The organism is Streptomyces sp. NBC_01298 (genome assembly GCF_035978755.1).
Lineage (GTDB): Bacteria > Actinomycetota > Actinomycetes > Streptomycetales > Streptomycetaceae > Streptomyces.
Genome location: NZ_CP108414.1, coordinates 2550416 through 2567698, shown reverse-complemented (window position 1 = coordinate 2567698; position 17283 = coordinate 2550416). Strand labels below are relative to the sequence as shown.

General features: G+C 72.9%; 11 protein-coding genes and 1 riboswitch. Of the genes, 7 read left to right on the top strand and 4 right to left on the bottom strand.

What is annotated here, in order from left to right:
* Nucleotides 1–52: 52 nt before the first annotated feature.
* Nucleotides 53–1303 carry a citrate/2-methylcitrate synthase gene (locus OG730_RS11560; RefSeq protein WP_327304167.1) on the bottom strand — a complete coding sequence of 417 codons (1251 nt, stop codon included), beginning with the start codon at nucleotides 1301–1303 and terminating at the stop codon, nucleotides 53–55.
* Nucleotides 1304–1358: 55 nt separating this feature from the next.
* On the opposite strand from OG730_RS11560, the gene OG730_RS11555 reads away from it, so the two are divergent.
* A complete protein-coding gene (locus tag OG730_RS11555) occupies nucleotides 1359–2534 on the top strand; it encodes a citrate synthase (protein WP_442814882.1) in 1176 nt (391 codons plus the stop codon).
* Nucleotides 2535–2591: 57 nt separating this feature from the next.
* A complete protein-coding gene (locus tag OG730_RS11550; RefSeq protein ID WP_327304165.1) occupies nucleotides 2592–3734 on the top strand; it encodes a CobW family GTP-binding protein in 1143 nt (380 codons plus the stop codon).
* 16 nt (nucleotides 3735–3750) lie between these two features.
* Here the strand turns inward: OG730_RS11550 and OG730_RS11545 are convergent, their stop codons facing one another.
* Both OG730_RS11545 and OG730_RS11540 read right to left on the bottom strand, forming a co-directional pair.
* Nucleotides 3751–5850, bottom strand: a complete 2100-nt coding sequence (locus OG730_RS11545) for a restriction endonuclease (protein WP_327304164.1) — start codon at nucleotides 5848–5850, stop codon at nucleotides 3751–3753.
* 117 nt (nucleotides 5851–5967) lie between these two features.
* Nucleotides 5968–8424, bottom strand: a complete 2457-nt coding sequence (locus OG730_RS11540) for a DNA gyrase/topoisomerase IV subunit A (RefSeq protein WP_327304163.1) — start codon at nucleotides 8422–8424, stop codon at nucleotides 5968–5970.
* 259 nt (nucleotides 8425–8683) lie between these two features.
* Here OG730_RS11540 and OG730_RS11535 point away from each other — a divergent pair, with 259 nt between their 5' ends.
* The 4 genes from OG730_RS11535 to OG730_RS11520 all read left to right on the top strand — a co-directional run bounded on the left by OG730_RS11535 (nucleotide 8684) and on the right by OG730_RS11520 (nucleotide 13484).
* Nucleotides 8684–10045: a M16 family metallopeptidase gene (locus OG730_RS11535; RefSeq protein ID WP_327304162.1), complete on the top strand. Its 1362-nt coding sequence runs from the start codon at nucleotides 8684–8686 to the stop codon at nucleotides 10043–10045.
* 32 nt (nucleotides 10046–10077) lie between these two features.
* Nucleotides 10078–11445 carry a M16 family metallopeptidase gene (locus OG730_RS11530; protein ID WP_327309222.1) on the top strand — a complete coding sequence of 456 codons (1368 nt, stop codon included), beginning with the start codon at nucleotides 10078–10080 and terminating at the stop codon, nucleotides 11443–11445.
* Nucleotides 11446–11670: 225 nt separating this feature from the next.
* Nucleotides 11671–11830, top strand: a riboswitch (cyclic di-AMP (ydaO/yuaA leader).
* A 12-nt stretch (nucleotides 11831–11842) separates the two neighbouring features.
* Nucleotides 11843–12637, top strand: coding sequence for a M23 family metallopeptidase (locus OG730_RS11525; protein ID WP_327304161.1), 795 nt, complete (start codon nucleotides 11843–11845; stop codon nucleotides 12635–12637).
* 181 nt (nucleotides 12638–12818) lie between these two features.
* Nucleotides 12819–13484 (top strand): GntR family transcriptional regulator, encoded by a 666-nt coding sequence (locus OG730_RS11520; protein WP_327304160.1) that lies wholly within the window; start codon nucleotides 12819–12821, stop codon nucleotides 13482–13484.
* A gap of 262 nt (nucleotides 13485–13746) precedes the next feature.
* Here OG730_RS11520 and OG730_RS11515 read toward each other — a convergent pair whose 3' ends face one another.
* The gene (locus OG730_RS11515; protein ID WP_327304159.1) at nucleotides 13747–14028 is read right to left on the bottom strand and encodes an HPr family phosphocarrier protein; all 282 of its coding nucleotides are present in this window, start codon (nucleotides 14026–14028) and stop codon (nucleotides 13747–13749) included.
* A 185-nt stretch (nucleotides 14029–14213) separates the two neighbouring features.
* Between OG730_RS11515 and OG730_RS11510 the strand changes: the two genes are divergently transcribed.
* Entirely contained in the window at nucleotides 14214–17240 is a 3027-nt protein-coding gene (locus tag OG730_RS11510; RefSeq protein WP_327304158.1) for a bifunctional acetate--CoA ligase family protein/GNAT family N-acetyltransferase, read from the top strand.
* The last annotated feature ends 43 nt before the right edge of the window (nucleotides 17241–17283 follow it).

Here is a 17283-nt window from a genome sequence, read left to right as displayed (position 1 = left end):
CGCAGCCGGACCGTCGGCACCACCTGTTCGCCCCCCAGGGGCGCCTCGCCCGTCACGGCAACGGCTGTGGCGGGCGGGGCCCGTGGTACTGCCCGCTCGGTCGCATCCGCAGCGGGCGCTCCTCGTACTCCTCCAGTGCGTGCGCGATCCATCCGGCCGTACGGGCCACCGCGAAGACGGTCTCCCCGGCCTCCGGGGCCATCCCGCACGAGACCGTCAGCACCGCCAGCGCCAGGTCCACATTGGGGTACAGGCCGCCGCCGTGCCGGGCCATCACCGCGGCCACCTCGCGCGCCGCGCCCAGCGCCGGCCCGGCCTGCGCCAGCGGCTCCAGCCGCGCGAACAGCGCCGTCGCCCGCGGGTCCTCGGCCTCGTACAGCCGGTGCCCGAGCCCGGGCACCCGGCGCCCGGCCCGCAGGTACTCCGCCACCACCGGGGCCGCCCCGCCCCGTTCCAGCACCTCCACCAGCATCCGGTGCGCGAGCCGCCCCGCCGCTCCGTGCAGGGGGCCTTCGAGTGCGCCGAGCCCGGCCGAGACCACCGCGTACGGATGCGCGCGCGCCGACGCGGCCACCCGTACGGCCAGGGTCGAGGCGGCCAGGTCGTGGTCCGTCAGCAGGGCCAGGGCCAGGTCCAGTACGGCCAGCGCGTCGGGATCGGGGTCCAGGGCGGAGAGCCGGGGCCACAGCTGCCGGGAGAGGCGGCCGTCCCCGCCCCACTGCGCCGGGCCCACCTCGGGCAGGGCGCCGACCAGGGTGGGGATCAGGGCGCGCGCGGAGCCCAGTACGGACGGTTTGGACAGGTCGAAGCGCAGCGGGTCCGCGACCGCCGCGGCGGCGACGGCCACCCGCAGCCGGTCGATCGGACCGCTGTGCTCGGGCAGCGCGGCGACCGCACGCCGGGCCGCGGCGAGGGACTCCGGGGGAGCGGTGAACCGGGCCCCCGACATCAGGGTCCCCGTCCAGAGCCACTCGGCGACCTCCTCGTAGCGGTACCTCGAGGCCAGCTCCACGGCATCGACGCCACGGAAGTAGTAGTGGCCGGACTCGATGAGGGTGAGCGCGGTGCGTACGGAGAGCTCGCCGGCGGAGGCGGAACCGGAGGGCCCCGCCGCCTCGCGCCGACTGCGCGCGGCCAGGGCTTCCACCTCGCGGGCGTCGAAACTGCTGGAGCGCCCGACCGGGTCGCGGCGGCTCGTGAGCTGACCGCGGCTGACGTACGCGTACACGGTCGCGGGCTTCACCCCCAGCAGCCGGGCCGCCTCCCGGGTACCGATCCTTCGCCCACCGGGCTCGTCGTTCATGACACACACCCTACATATGTTGATTCAATCAATATTGACAGTGATTGAGTCCATCATGGATGGTCGATCCATGAACACCACCGTCGCACCCGCCGAAAGCCCCCGCGGACTCGCGGGAGTCGTGGTCACCGAGACCGAGCTCGGTGACGTCCGAGGCCGTGAGGGCTTCTACCACTACCGCCAGTACTCCGCCGTCGAGCTCGCCGGGAGCCGCACCTTCGAGGACGTGTGGCACCTGATGTTCCGCGGCGCGCTGCCGGCCGACGCCGCCGAGCGGGCCGCGTTCACCGCCGAGATCGCCCCGCTGCGCCGCCTCCCCGCCGAGGTGCGGGACGCCCTGCCCGCCCTGGCCCGCGCCACCGCCCTCTCCGGCCCGCTCGCCGGACTGCGCACGGCGCTCTCGCTGCTCGGCGCCTCCGCCGGCTTCCGCCCGGTCTACGACCTGACCCCCGAACGCCGCGCCGCCGACGCGCTGGCCGCCTGCGCCGCGGTACCGACCCTGCTCACCGCCCTGCACCGGCTCGGCCAGGGGCTGGAACCGGTGGAACCGCGGGACGACCTCCCGTACGCGGCCAATTACCTCTACATGCTCACCGGGCGCGACCCCGAGCCGGTCAGGGCCCGCGCGGTCGAGCGGTACCTGATCTCCACGATCGACCACGGCTTCAACGCCTCCACCTTCACCGCCCGCGTGATCGCCTCCACCGGCGCCGACGTCGCTGCCTGCCTCACCGGGGCGATCGGCGCGCTCTCGGGCCCGCTGCACGGCGGCGCCCCCAGCCGGGCCCTGGACACCCTGGACGCCATCGGCACGACGGACCGGATCGATCCGTGGATCCGCGAGCGGGTCCTCGCGGGAGACCGGATCATGGGCTTCGGACACCCCGTCTACCGCACCGAGGACCCGCGCTCGCGGATGCTGCGCGGGATCGCCCTGCGGTTCGGCGGCCCGCTCGTGGATTTCGCCGTGGAGGTCGAGCGGCACGTCGAGGCGATTCTCGCCGAGCTCAAGCCGGGCCGGGAGCTGCACACCAACGTGGAGTTCTACGCGGGCGTGGTCATGGAACTGTGCGGGCTGCCGCGCGAGATGTTCACGCCGACCTTCTGCGCGGCCCGCGTGGTCGGCTGGAGCGCGAACGTCCTGGAGCAGGCCGCCGACCCGAAGATCATCCGACCGGCCGCCCGCTACACCGGCCCGACCCCGCCCCAGCCGGTCCCCGCCCTCGGCTGAGGCCAGTGCCGTGACCGGCAAACCTTCCCGGCCAAAGCACTGGCTACGATCGACCGGGTGAACAGCATCCCCGTCGTCGTCCTCGCCGGATTCCTCGGATCCGGCAAGACGACCCTCCTCAACCACCTCCTCGGCAACCGGGGCGGCACCCGGATCGGGGTCGTCGTCAACGACTTCGGCTCCATCGAGGTCGACGCGATGTCGGTGGCGGGCCAGGTCGGCGACTCGATGGTCTCCCTCGGCGGCGGCTGCCTGTGCTGCGCGGTGGACGGCAGCGAACTGGACGCCTACCTGGAGAAGCTCGCCGACCCCGTCCACCGCATCGATGTGATCGTCATCGAGGCGAGCGGGCTGGCGGAGCCGCAGGAGATGGTCCGGATGCTCGTCGCCAACGAGAACCCGGCCGTCCGCTACGGCGGCATGGTGCACGTCGTCGACGCGGCGGAGTTCGACGCGACCCGGGCCAGGCACCCCGAGACGGACCGGCACCTCGCCGTCGCCGACCTGGTGGTGCTCAACAAGACGGACCGGATCGACGCCGCCGAACGCACCCGGATCGAGACCGCGCTCGCCGCGCTCTGCGCCCCGGGGATCCCGGTCGTCGGCGCGGACCACGGGCGGATCGACCCGGAACTGCTCTTCGACCGCCGCCCCTGGACCGAGACGCGCGGCCAGCTGTCCTTCGAGGATCTGCTGGCCCAGGCCGACGACCACACGCACGAGGGTGATCACACGGGTCACACTCACGCGGCCTACGCCAGCACGGAGTTCGTCTCCGAGGAGGCCCTCAGCCCGCGCCGGTTCATCGACTTCCTCGACCGCCGCCCGCCCGGCCTCTACCGGATCAAGGGCTCCGTCCACTTCGGAGTCCCCGGCCACGAGGAGCGGTACGAGGTCCACGCGGTCGGCCGCTTCCTCCGCTTCGCCCCGCACCCCTGGGGCCGGGGCGAACCTCGCCTGACGCAGCTCGTCCTGATCGGCTCGGGCACCGACGGCCCCGCCCTGCTCCGCGAGCTGGAGAGCTGCCGCGAACCGGAGCCGTGGCGTGCCGGGCCGGAATCCATGTGGGGCGTCCTGCGCTACGTCGACCGCCCGCCGGCGCCGGACCCGGAGCCGGACCCGGACCCGGACCCGGACCCGGACCCGGAGCCGGACCCGGAGCCGGAGCCGGACCCGGAGGGTGACCCCGAGGACTTCTGAGAGCCGCCGGCCGCGCTCAGGCGACCTCGATGCCGAAGTCGCCGAGCAGGGGTGCCAGGCCGTCCCGGTAGCCCTTGCCGCCCAGGACGAAGTCCCAGTCGCCGCCCGGGCGGCGCCGGAAGGATCCCAGGACCAGGGCGGTCTCGCCGGCGCGGCCGTCGGAGACCTCCAGCCGGCCGAGCTCCTCCCCGGCCGCCCCCAGCAGCCGGATCCGGGCGTCGGTGAAGCCGGCCAGATCGGCGTGCGGATTGACCTCGGGGTCGATCGCCGCGACGAGGACCAGCCGGTCGGCCCGCTGCGGCAACGCGTCGAAGGCGACCAGCAGCGCCGCCTTGTCGGGCGCCGCGTGCGCGTGGGTCCGTACCGAACCGTCCGGGGTGTTCGGGTTGTTGAAGAACACGAAGTGGTCCTCGCTCAGCACCCGGCTGCCTTCGCAGACCAGCGCGCACACGTCCAGCGCGACCGACCCCGCCCAGGACATGCCGAGCACGTTGTGGTCCGTGGCGGGCTCCGGTTCGGCCGCCCGCTGGGCCGGTATCGAGGGCGCCGCGCCCGGGCCGAGACGGCCGCGCAGCCCGTGCTGGTGCAGCAGCTCCACGAGCGCGGCCCCGGGAACCAACTCCAGCGGCTTGCCGTTGGCGAAGGTGTACGAGGTGGGCCCGAAGGTCGCGGTGGTGACCAGCACCCCCTTGTTCGCCCCTTTGTCCTGCACCGTGCCGTAGAGATCCCGGACCGCCGTCGGTGACACGGTGTTGCGGTAGCGCTTGACCTGCACCACGATCCGGCCGCCCGTGATCGGGGACGGGTCGTTCGCCTCGATGTCCACGCCGCCGTCACCGGACCGCTGCGTGGTCACCGCCTCCATGCCCATCGCCCGGAACAGCTCCGCGACCAGGTTCTCGAAGGCGATCGGGTCCATCGCGAAGAGGTCCGGCTCGTCCTCCTCCTGGTCCTCGACCCGGCCCGCATGCCCGCCGTGGCTGACGACACCGCCGACCTCGCCGGGCCGGCGTTCCGGGCGGACGGCGGCCGACTGGTCCGGCCGCGTGGACAACTGCCCGCCCAGCCCCTCGACCAGGCAGTCCACCGCGCTCACCAGCTCCAGCCGCAGCCCGGTGAAGGCGGACCGCGCCGCCGACACCGAGGCCAGTACGAGCTGTGCTTCCCGTCCCGTCACCGGATCGTGGGCGTCCACGAAACCGTTGACGACGACCGACTCCAGTACGCCGAACTCGTCGGCGGCGTAGAGATCGCGCACCACCAGCAGCACGCACTGCGCCAGCAGGTCCCGGTAGACCGCCCGCCGCTGCGTGGCCGGGCGGGCCGTCTCCTTGTCCTGGTCCGTGCTAGGCACGTACCGCACCGACTTGGCCTCCGGCACCACCTCGTAGCCGGGCAGTTCCCAGTCCAGTACGAGCTGGCGCCGTGCGGGGTCGTAGGCCGCCGACACCTGTCGCGGCAGGTTCTCCGGCCAGCCGGCCGAGGCGTACAGGGCCGCCGAGAAGTACTCCACCGCGGCCTCGGCGTCGCCCGCGCGCAGCGCCGCGGCCAGCTCGGTGAGCCCGCCGTTGTGCCCGCGGATCCCGGCGAGCTGCTCGGCCGCCCAACGGTCGTACTGCTGCCGGTACGCCGCCAGCTGCTGCTGCCGCTGCGCCTCCGCGGCCTGAGCCGCCTGCCAGGCCTGCGTGTACCGGGCGTGCGCCTCCCGCTCCGCCTGCGCCCGCCGGTTCGAGCCCAGCGTCCAGCCGCTGCTCTGCTGCTGGAAGTGGTGCAGCTGCGGCAGCGGCACGGGGTGTGCCAGGGTCCCGGGATCGAAGGGTTCGAGCCGCTCGGGCCTGACGAGGCCGGCCAGCCGGAACGCCGGGGCCCGGCAGCCGGCGGCCAACAGCCCCTGCAGGGACGCGACCTGGGCATCGAGCCGCTCGGTCGTCCGCCGGGCCTCGGCCTCGCGGTGCTGTTTGTAGGCGGCCTGCTGCTGGCGCTGACCCCGGGCCACGTCCCGTTCGTACGTCCGCTGCCGGCGTTCGGCCTCGCGCTGCTGGATCAGCTGCGTCTGCTGCGTCCGGCGCTGGGCTTCCGCCCAGTCACTGATCAATCCGCCCGCCCGACGACTCATCAGTTCTGTGTCTCCCCGCCCCACCCGACAGTGCCAAGAGGGAAAACACTAGTCGCCATTCGGGTGGTACGTCCGCCCAGTCGCCGCGGCAGCACCACCCGAATGACCTGCGACCTCCTACAGCGCGGCCCCCGCCAGGGCGCCGACCACGGACGGCAGGGCCGTGCCCGAGCCGTCCCTGCGCGGGTCGACGGCCGGCAGCAGGGCCGGGGTGCCGTTCGCCGCGGCCGCGCGGACCGGGGATCCGCCCGCCCAGGCCAGCAGCAGGACGTCCTCGCCCTTCAGGAAGCGCTGGCAGCGCACGCCGCCGGTGGCCCTTCCCTTGCGCGGGTACTGGTCGAACGGGGTGAGCTTCCCGGACTGCATCGAGTCGTCCAGCGTCCCGTGCGAGCCGGCCACCGTGAACACCACGGCCTCGCGCGCCGGGTCCACCGCCGAGAAGTGGATCACCTTGGTGCCGTCCGCGAGCTTGATGCCCGCCATACCGCCCGCCGGGCGGCCCTGCGGGCGTACCTGGCCGGCCGGGTAGCGCAGCAGCTGGGCGTCGTCGGTGATGAAGACGAGGTCCTCCTCGCCCGTGCGCAGTTCGACCGCGCCGACGATCCGGTCACCGTCCTTGAGGGTGATGACCTCCAGCTCGTCCTTGTTGGCCGGATAGTCCGGCACGACCCGCTTGACCACGCCCTGCTCGGTGCCGAGCGCCAGGCCCTGCCCGGACTCGTCCAGCGAGGTCAGGCAGACGACCTTCTCGTCCGCCTCCAGTCCGGAGAGGAACTCCGTGACCGGGGCGCCGCCCGCCAGGTTCGGCGCGGCGTGCGTGTCGGGCAGTTGCGGCAGGTCGATCACCGACAGCCGCAGGAGCCGCCCGTACGAGGTGACCACGCCGATGTCCGCCCGGGCGGTCGCCGCGACCTGCGAGACGATCAGGTCGTGCTTGGCGCGGGCGCCGCCCTCCTCCTCGGGGAGCGGCTCGGCGTTCGGCGTGCGGGCCAGCAGTCCGGTGGAGGACAGCAGCACCCGGCAGGGGGTGTCCTCGACCTCCAGCGGTACCGCCGCGACCGGCGTCCCCGCCGACTCCAGCAGCACCGTACGGCGCTCCGTGCCGAACTTCTTCGACACCGCGGCCAGTTCCGCCGAGACCAGCTTGCGCAGCTCGCTGTCGGAGTCCAGGATCCCGGTCAGCTCGTCGATCTCGCCGGCCAGCCGGTCGCGCTCGGACTCCAGCTCGATCCGGTCGAAGCGGGTGAGCCGGCGCAGCGGGGTGTCCAGGATGTACTGGGTCTGGATCTCGCTCAGCGAGAAGCGCTCCATCAGGCGCTCCTTGGCCTGCGCGGAGTTGTCGCTGTCCCGGATGATCCGGATGACCTCGTCGATGTCGAGCAGGGCCACGAGCAGGCCCTCGACGAGGTGCAGGCGGCTCTGCCGCTTGCCGCGGCGGAACTCGCTGCGCCGGCGCACGACCTCGAAGCGGTGGTCGAGGTAGACCTCCAGCAGCTCCTTGAGGCCCAGCGTCAGCGGCTGCCCGTCGACCAGCGCGACGTTGTTGATGCCGAAGGTCTCCTCCATCGGCGTCAGCTTGTACAGCTGCTCCAGGACGGCCTCGGGGTGGAAGCCGTTCTTGATCTCGATGACGAGGCGCAGGCCGTGCGAGCGGTCCGTGAGGTCCTTGACGTCCGCGATGCCCTGGAGCTTCTTCGAGCCGACCAGGTCCTTGATCTTCGCGATGACCTTCTCGGGGCCGACCGTGAAGGGCAGTTCGGTGACGACCAGCCCCTTGCGGCGCGGGGTCACGTCCTCCAGGGCCACCGTGGCGCGGATCTTGAAGGTGCCGCGGCCGTTCTCGTAGGCGTCCTTGATGCCCGAGAGGCCCACGATCCGGCCGCCGGTGGGCAGGTCGGGACCCGGTACGAAGCGCATCAGCGCTTCCAGGTCCGCATCCGGGTAGCGGATCAGGTGGCGGGCGGCCGCGATGACCTCGCCGAGGTTGTGCGGGGCCATGTTGGTGGCCATGCCCACGGCGATGCCGGACGCGCCGTTGACCAGCAGGTTCGGGTACGCCGCCGGCAGGACGACCGGTTCGCGCTCCTGGCCGTCGTAGTTCGCGGCGAAGTCGACGGTGTCCTCGTCGATCCCGTCCGTCATCAGCGAGGCCGCGTCGGCCATCTTCGACTCGGTGTACCGCATCGCGGCCGGCGGGTCGTCGTTGCCGAGCGAGCCGAAGTTGCCGTGGCCGTCGACCAGAGGGAGCCGCATGGAGAAGGGCTGCGCCATGCGCACGAGGGCGTCGTAGATCGACGCGTCGCCGTGCGGGTGCAGCTTGCCCATGACCTCGCCGACGACACGGGCGCACTTCACGTAGCCGCGGTCGGGGCGCAGGCCCATCTCGTTCATCTGGTAGACGATGCGCCGGTGCACCGGCTTCATGCCGTCGCGGGCGTCGGGCAGGGCGCGGGAGTAGATCACCGAGTACGCGTACTCGAGGAAGGAGCCCTGCATTTCGTCGACGACGTCGATGTCGAGGATCTTCTCCTCGAAATCCTCCGGCGGCGGGGTCTTCGTGCTGCGGCGGGCCATCGCTGCGCGGCTCCTTAACCAAGAATCGGGATGAGCTGAGCTCTCACGGGGTGGGGCGGGTACGGGACTGGGACGGGGCTGGGACGGTCGGGCGAGCGGTTTCGGACAGGGGTGACGCGGACCATTGTGGCCCGAGGCACCGACAACGCCGACTCCGACCCAGGACTGGGCCGGGAACTTCTCCGCCCGGCGACACGCTTGCATACAGTGGCAGGTCTGACAGGAATCTCTGCATCGCGATCGAAGGGACCACATGCCCATGGGTCACACGGCCACAGCTCACGCAGGCTCCGGCGGCCTCACAGCGACCGAGCACCGGCTGGCCAACGGCCTACGCGTGGTGCTGTCCGAGGACCACCTGACTCCGGTCGCCGCGGTCTGCCTCTGGTACGACGTCGGCTCGCGCCACGAAGTCAAGGGACGTACGGGCCTGGCTCACCTCTTCGAGCACCTGATGTTCCAGGGGTCCAAGAACGTCTCCGGAAACGGCCACTTCGAACTGGTCCAGGGAGCCGGCGGCTCCCTCAACGGGACCACCAGCTTCGAGCGGACCAACTACTTCGAGACGATGCCGACCCACCAGCTGGAACTCGCGCTGTGGCTGGAGGCGGACCGGATGGGCTCGCTGCTGGCCGCCCTGGACGACGAGTCCATGGAGAACCAGCGCGACGTCGTCAAGAACGAGCGCCGCCAGCGGTACGACAACGTCCCGTACGGCACGGCCTTCGAGAGGCTGACGGCCCTGGCCTACCCGGAGGGCCACCCGTACCACCACACCCCGATCGGGTCCATGGCCGATCTGGACGCCGCGTCCCTGGAGGACGCGCGCGCGTTCTTCCGTACGTACTACGCGCCCAACAACGCGGTGCTCTCGGTCGTCGGCGACATCGACCCCGAGAAGACGCTCGCCTGGGTGGAGAAGTACTTCGGCACCATCCCCGGCCACGACGGCAAGCAGCCGCCGCGCGACGGTTCGCTGCCCGAGATCATGGGCGGGCAGCTGCGCGAGGAGATCGTCGAGGAGGTCCCGGCCCGCGCGCTGATGGCGGCCTACCGCCTCCCGCACGACGGCACCCGCGAGTGCGACGCCGCCGACGTGGCGCTGACCGTCCTGGGCAGCGGCGAGTCCTCCCGCCTGCACAACCGGCTGGTGCGCCGTGACCAGAGCGCCGTGGCGGCCGGCTTCGGCATGCTGCGCCTCGCCGGCGCGCCCTCGCTGGGCTGGCTGGACGTCAAGACCTCCAGCGGGGTCGAGGTGCCCGCCATCGAGGCGGCCGTGGACGAGGAGCTCGCGCGGTTCGCCGCCGAGGGCCCGACGGCCGAGGAGATGGAGCGGGCGCAGGCCCAGCTGGAGCGCGAGTGGCTGGACCGGCTGAGCACGGTGGCGGGCCGCGCCGACGAACTGTGCCGCTTCGCGGTGCTGTTCGGCGACCCGCAGCTGGCGCTGACCGCCGTCCAGCGCGTCCTCGACATCACCGCCGAGGAGGTGCAGGCCGTGGCCGCGGCCCGACTGCGCCCCGACAACCGGGCGGTGCTCGTCTACGAGCCGATCGCGGCCGATGACAGCGACGACACCGAAGAGACCGACGCGAGCGACCAGAACGAGGGGGCGGAGCAGTGAGCGACACCGCAGCCGACACCGCAGCCGTCACGATGACCTTCCACCCGCGCCCCGAGGCCGGCGAGCCGCAGCCGTGGGCCTTCCCGGCCCCCGAGCGCGGGGTACTGGCCAACGGCCTGACCCTGCTGCGCTGCCAGCGCCCGGGCCAGCAGGTCGTCGCGGTCGAGATCAACCTCGCCGCCCCGCTCGACGCGGAGCCCGAGGGCCTCGACGGCGTGGCCACGATCATGGTCCGCGCCCTGTCGGAGGGCACCGACAAGCGCTCCGCCGAGGAGTTCGCCGCCGAGCTGGAGCGCTGCGGCGCCACCCTCGACGCGCACGCCGACCACCCCGGCCTGCGGGTCTCCCTGGAGGTCCCGGCCTCCCGCCTGCACAAGGCGCTGGGGCTGGTCGCCGAGGCCCTGCGCGCGCCGGCCTTCGCCGACTCCGAGGTCGACCGCCTGGTGCGCAACCGGCTCGACGAGATCCCGCACGAGAGCGCCAACCCGCAGCGCCGCGCCGCCAAGCAGCTCTCGAAGGAGCTGTTCCCGGCCACCCTGCGGATGTCGCGCCCGCGTCAGGGAACCGAGGAGACGGTCGCCCGCATCGACTCCGCGGCCGTACGCGCCTTCTACGAGGCCCACGTGCGCCCCGCGACCGCCACCGCGGTGGTCGTGGGCGACCTGACCGGCATCGACCTGGACGAGGTCCTGGCCGACACCCTGGGCGCGTGGACCGGTGACACCACCGCCCCGCGCCCGGTCACGCCGATCACCGCCGACGACACGGGCCGCGTGGTCATCGTGGACCGGCCCGGCGCGGTCCAGACGCAGCTGCTGATCGGCCGCATCGGGGCGGACCGGCACGACCGGGTGTGGGCGCCCCAGGTGCTCGGCACGTACTGCCTGGGCGGCACGCTCACCTCCCGGCTGGACAAGGTGCTGCGCGAGGAGAAGGGGTACACGTACGGCGTGCGCGCCTTCGGCCAGGTGCTGCGCTCCACCGCCGACGGCAAGGGCGCCTCGATGCTCGCCATCAGCGGCTCGGTGGACACCCCGAACACCGGCCCGGCCCTGGACGACCTCTGGACGGTGCTGCGCACCCTCGCGCAGGGCGGCCTGACCGACGCCGAACGGGACGTGGCCGTGCAGAACTTGGTGGGGGTGGCCCCGCTGAAGTTCGAGACGGCCGCCTCCGTCGCAGGCACGCTCGCCGACCAGGTCGAGCAGGAGCTTCCGGACGACTACCAGGCGCGGTTGTACGCGCGGCTGGCCGAAACGGGGACGGTGGAGGCCACTTCGGCGGTCGTCAGCGCCTTCCCGGTGGACCGTCTGGTCACGGTCCTGGTCGGGGACGCCTCGCTGATCGAGGAGCCGGTACGGGCCCTCGGGATCGGTGAAGTGACCGTGGTCGCCAACTGATCGTCAGTTGGTCTCCGGCGGGCCGTCAACTGGCCCGCCGCGGAAGGGCTCCGGCGGCTTGTCCGCCGGGGCCCTTTTTGTACTTCTTGTCCCTTTCTTGGTGTTGTTGCTTTTATGTGGTGTGGCGTACGCAACAAAAGGGCGCGTCTGTTTGGCGATCGACTGATGATCCGCTTAGCGTCGGCCGTGCTGTCCGTCAGTTGTAACCGCCGCGTCCGCGGCACCGGGCAGCGATCGCCGAGTCCCCGTCAGGCGCGAGCCTGGGGAGCCGGGGACCCACTTGTGTCCCTGGGGTGAATCGGACCGCCTCGCAAGAGGGGGCCCGTAGGAGACCTTCCTGCTCCGAACCCGTCAGCTAACCCGGTAGGCGAGAGGGAAGGAAAGGATCAACCCCTTCATGGCGTTTGGCAGTAGTGCCGCCGGCAAGCACCGTGGTTCGAGCCGTCTGAGCCGCAAGACCGCCGGCTACGCCGGCATAGCCGCCCTCGCCGCCACCGGCGTCGTTGGCTCCCTGGCCGGTCCCGCGTTCGCCGCGGACACGTCCCCCTCCGTGGAGGACACCGGCGCCCTGAACACCATCGTCGTGGCCGACGAGCTCGCCGGTGACGTAGAGGCCCAGGCCGAGTCCCAGCAGCGGGCCGCCGAGGCCGCCGCCGCCAAGGCGCAGGCCGAGGCCGACGCCCGCCAGCGGGCCGCCGAGGCCAAGGCGAAGGCCGAAGCCCAGGCCAAGGCCGAGCGCGAGGCCGCCGAGCGCGCCGCCCGCGAAGAGGAGCGCAAGCGCCTCAACACCTTCGTTTCGCCGATCGACGGCTCCTACGTCAGCACGCAGTACCACGCGGGCGGCGGCATGTGGTCCTCCGGCAGCCACACCGGCATCGACTTCCACGCCTCCTCCGGCACTTCCGTGCACGCGGTCGGCCTGGGCACCGTGGTCGAGGCGGGCTGGGGCGGCGCGTACGGCAACAACGTCGTCATCAAGCACGCCGACGGCACGTACACCCAGTACGGCCACATGTCCTCGCTGAGCGTCCGGGTCGGCCAGCAGGTCACCCCGGGCCAGCAGATCGGCCTGTCGGGCTCCACCGGCAACTCCAGCGGACCGCACCTGCACTTCGAGGCCCGCACCGGCGCCGACTACGGTTCGGACATCAACCCGCTCACGTACCTGCGCTCGCACGGCGTCAGCGTCTGACCGCTCGACCCACCGCACGTCTTCCGCGAAGGCCCCGGCTCTCTGAGAGCCGGGGCCTTCGTCGTGTTTCGCGCTCCGCATTGTGTGAATGTTTCGTATTTCCGGCCGTCCTCGGAAATTATCGTGTGTTGCAATAGAGTCGCAACGCGCACAGCCATACGAAAAAGGCGGAGGTCCGGTCTTGCGTATTCCCGCGCACACGGTATGCACAGCGATCCGCGACGACATCGTCTCCGGGGTGTTCGGGCCCGGCGCCCGGCTGACCGAGGAAGTGCTGGCCCGCAGGTACGGAGTCTCGCGCGTTCCGGTGCGCGAGGCGCTGCGCACGCTGGAGTCCGAGGGGTTCGTGACCACCCGCCGGCATGCCGGTGCCTGCGTGGCCGAGCCGACCGAGCAGGAGGCGGCCGACCTCCTGGAGCTGCGGATGCTCCTGGAGCCCCTCGCGGCCGCCCGGGCGGCCAGGCGGCGCAGCGAGGCCCACCTCAAGGTGCTGCGCGGACTGGTCAGGCTGGGCCAGGAGCGCGCCAGGAGGGGCCAGGGGGAGGATCTGCGCTCCCTGGGCGGCTGGTTCCACGAGACGCTCTCCCAGGCCTCGGGCAGCCCCGGGCTCATCGCCCTGCTCACCCAGATGCGCCACAAGGTGGCCTGGATGTACGTGGTGGAGTCCCCGGTGCGGCCCGTGGAGTCCTGGGTGGAGCACGGCGCGATCGTGGACGCGGTGGCCCGGGGCGACGCGGAGCGGGCCCGGATGCTGATGGCGGCGCACGTGGACCGCGCGGCGGGGGCGCACCGAATGCGCGTGAGGACTTTGCAACCTGCCGTAAACACGGCGAGCGTTCCGCATTAACAAACGCCGTATACAAAGAGGGGATATCCGGGCCGGTAATTAGCGCCCCGGGCCCATTTGTAATTCCCCGCGCCCCGGGCCCCATTGTGCCGCCGGAATTCGGGCCGCCGCGATGGGCTGTTCCGAAAGGGCCGAGCGGAGCCGGCCGGCCGGCTGGATCCCCGCACGGAAAGCAGCGAAGCCGTTGCCCTCGACCTCGTGGGTCGGGGGCAACGGCTCCGCCGTGCAAGTCCAGCAAGTCCTGCGGGTCGAACCCGAAGGGTCAGACGGTCTCGGGGAGCTCCTCGAGGCCCTCGGCGACCAGCTTCGCGAGGCGGTCCAGCGCGGCCTCGGCGCCATCGGCCGAGGACGAGAGGACGATCTCCTCGCCGCCCTGGGCGCCCAGGCCCAGAACCGCCAGCATGGAGGCGGCGTTGACGGGGTCGCCGCCGGCCTTCGCGATGGTCACCGGGACGCCGGAAGCGGTCGTCGCGCGGACGAAGATCGAGGCGGGACGAGCGTGCAGGCCCTCGGCCCACCCGACGTTGACGCGGCGCTCTGCCATGGTGATGCCCTTCAGGTTCTTACGGGTTGTCTAGACCAGTCTCTCACGACGTCCGGAATGGTCGAACCGACCTTCGGCCCGAGTTTCCCGCCGTTCGACCTAGCCCAGCTTGCCCTGATGCGAGCCAGCTTGCCCGATGCGCCGCGCCCAGGCCAGTCGAACCGTTCGCGCCTTAAGGTGACCCCATGACGACCGAGTCCGACCCCTCGTACCCGGACCACTGGGAAGCCGACGTCGTCCTTCGGGACGGCGGGACCGCCCGGATCCGGCCCATCACCACCGCCGACGCGGGCCGGCTGGTCAGTTTCTACGAGCAGGTCTCGGACGAGTCGAAGTACTACCGGTTCTTCGCTCCGTACCCCCGGCTCTCCGACCGCGACGTGCACCGCTTCACGCACCACGACTACGTGGACCGGGTCGGCCTCGCCGCGACGATCGGCGGCGAGTTCATCGCCACCGTCCGCTACGACCGGATCGGCGCCGACGGCCGCTCCGCCACCGGACCCTCCGACGAGGCCGAGGTCGCCTTCCTCGTCCAGGACGCCCATCAGGGGCGCGGGGTCGCCTCCGCCCTGCTCGAACACATCGGCGCGGTGGCCCGCGAGCGGGGGATCCGCCGGTTCGCGGCCGAGGTGCTGCCCGCCAACAGCAAGATGATCAAGGTGTTCACGGACGCCGGCTACCAGCAGAAGCGCAGCTTCGAGGACGGCTCCGTCCACCTCACCCTCGACCTCGAACCGACCGCCGAGTCCCTCGCCGTCCAGCGCGCCCGCGAACAGCGCGCCGAGGCCCGCTCCGTCCAGCGGCTGCTGTCACCCGGCTCGGTGGCGGTGATCGGCGTCAGCCGCTCCCTCGCGGGCGTGGGCGCGGCGGCCCTGCGCAACCTGCGCGACAGCGGCTTCCACGGCCACCTGTACGCGGTCAACGAGGCGGTCACCCGGGATCTGCTCGACGGCGTACGCGCCTACCCCACGCTCGGCGCCGTCGGCGCCCCGGTGGACCTCGCGGTCATCGCGGTCCCGTCCGACCGGGTCCCGGACGCGGTGGCGGCCTGCGGCGAGCACGGGGTGCAGGGGCTGGTCGTGCTGTCCGCCGGATACGGGGAGAGCGGGGCCGAGGGCATGGCCCGCCAGCGCGAACTGGTGCGCCAGGTGCGCTCGTACGGGATGAGGCTGATCGGACCGAACGCCTTCGGGGTGATCAACACGGCCCCCGAGGTGGAGCTGAACGCCTCCCTGGCCCCCGCTCCGGCGCCCGCCCGGGGCCGGATCGGGCTGTTCACCCAGTCCGGGGCGATCGGCATCGCGCTGCTCTCCGGGCTGCTGCGGCGCGGGGAGGGGCTGTCCTCCTTCGTCTCCGCCGGCAACCGGGCCGACGTCTCCGGCAACGACATCCTCCAGTACTGGTACGACGACGAGGCCACCGACGTCGCGCTCATGTACCTGGAGACCCTGGGCAACCCGAGGAAGTTCACCCGGCTCGCCCGGCGCACCGCGGCCGTCAAGCCCGTGGTCGTCGCCAAGGGAGGCAGGCACACCCCCGCCGGACACGTGGTCCCCGGCACCCGGCTGCCCGAGGCGACGGTCTCGGAGCTGTTGCGGCAGGCCGGGGTCATCCGGGTCGACACGGTGACCGAGCTGGTGGACGTCGGCCTGCTGCTGGCCTCGCAGCCCGTACCGGCCGGGCCGCGGGTGGCCATCCTCGGCAACTCCGAATCGCTCGGGGTCCTCACCTACGACGCCTGCCTCACGGAGGGGCTGCGGCCGCTGCCGCCGCTCGACCTGACCACGGCCGCCTCGCCGGAGGACTTCCGCAGGGCCGTCTCCGCGGCGCTGGCCTCGCCGGACACCGACGCCGTCGTCGTCACCGCGATCCCGTGGGTGAGCGAGCACGCGCTCGCCGACGACCTGGCGGAGGCCCTGCGGGCGGCCGCCGCCGCGCACCCCGGCAAGCCGGTGGCCGTGGTCCACGTGGAGCTGGGCGCCCTCGCCGAGGCGCTCTCGGCCGCCACGGCGCCGGCCGCCGCGGCGGACCTCGCGGACGCGCTGCCCGCGGCGCTGCCGACGCCCGCGACGGCTCTGGCGGCCCTGGCGGCAGGGTCCGAAGCGCTGCCCGACGCCGGGCCCGGCTCGGACACCGTGCCCGGCTCCGACGCCGTGTCCTCCGCCTCCGTGCCCGCCGCGCCCGCCGTGCCGGCCGCGCCCGCCGTGCCGGCCGCGCCCGCCGTGCCGGCCGTGCCGGCCGCGCCCGCCGTGCCTGCCGCCCCCGCCGCCCCCGCCGCGCCCTTCCGGCCGGAGCCGGCCCGCGGCGGCGCCGGGGGCGGGGCCGCGCCCGCTCCCGGCACCGCCCGGATCCCCAGCTACCCCGCCGCCGAGCGGGCCGTCAAGGCCGTCGCGGAAGCCGTCCGGTACGGGCAGTGGCGCCGGGGCGTGGCCGAGGTCGGGCAGGTGCCCGAGTTCGAGGACATCGACGAGAGCGGGGCCGCCGGGCAGCTCTCCCGCCTGCTGGCCGGCGTAGGGGAGGAGGTGGCCACCCTGGACGACCCGGATGCCCGCGAGCTGCTGGCCCGGTACGGGATCCGGGTGCTCTCCACGCTCCCGGCCCCCAGCGCCGACGCCGCCGTCCGCGCCGCGGCCGTCCTCGGGTATCCCGTCGCGCTCAAGACCACCGCCCCGCACCTGCGCCACCGCGCCGACCTCGGCGGGGTCCGCCTCGACCTCACCACCGAGGCCGAGCTGCGCCGCTCGTACGAGGAGCTCACCCACGCGCTGGGCAAACCGCAGGAGCTGCTTCCCGTGGTCCAGTCGATGGTGCCCCGGGGCGTGGACACCGTCATCCGTTCCGTCATCGACCCCGCCGCCGGCGCGGTCCTGTCCTTCGGGCTCTCCGGGGTCGCCTCCGAACTGCTCGGGGACACCGCCCACCGGCTGGTTCCCGCCACGGACAAGGACGCGGCGAGCCTGATCCGCTCGATCCGCACCGCCCCGCTGCTCTTCGGCTGGCGCGGCAGCGACCCCGTGGACACCCCCGCCCTGGAGGAACTCCTCCTGCGCCTCTCCCGCCTCGTCGACGACCACCCCGAGGTGGTCGGGGTCGCCCTGGAGCCCGTCGTCGTCGCCACCGAGGGGCTGTCCGTGCTCAGCGCGACGGTCCGCGTCGCCCACCCGCCCGCCCGCGGCGACCTCGGCCCGCGGACCCTGCCCAGCTACTGAGGACCGGGGCCGCGGGGAGACGGCACTTTCACGCCGGGCCCCA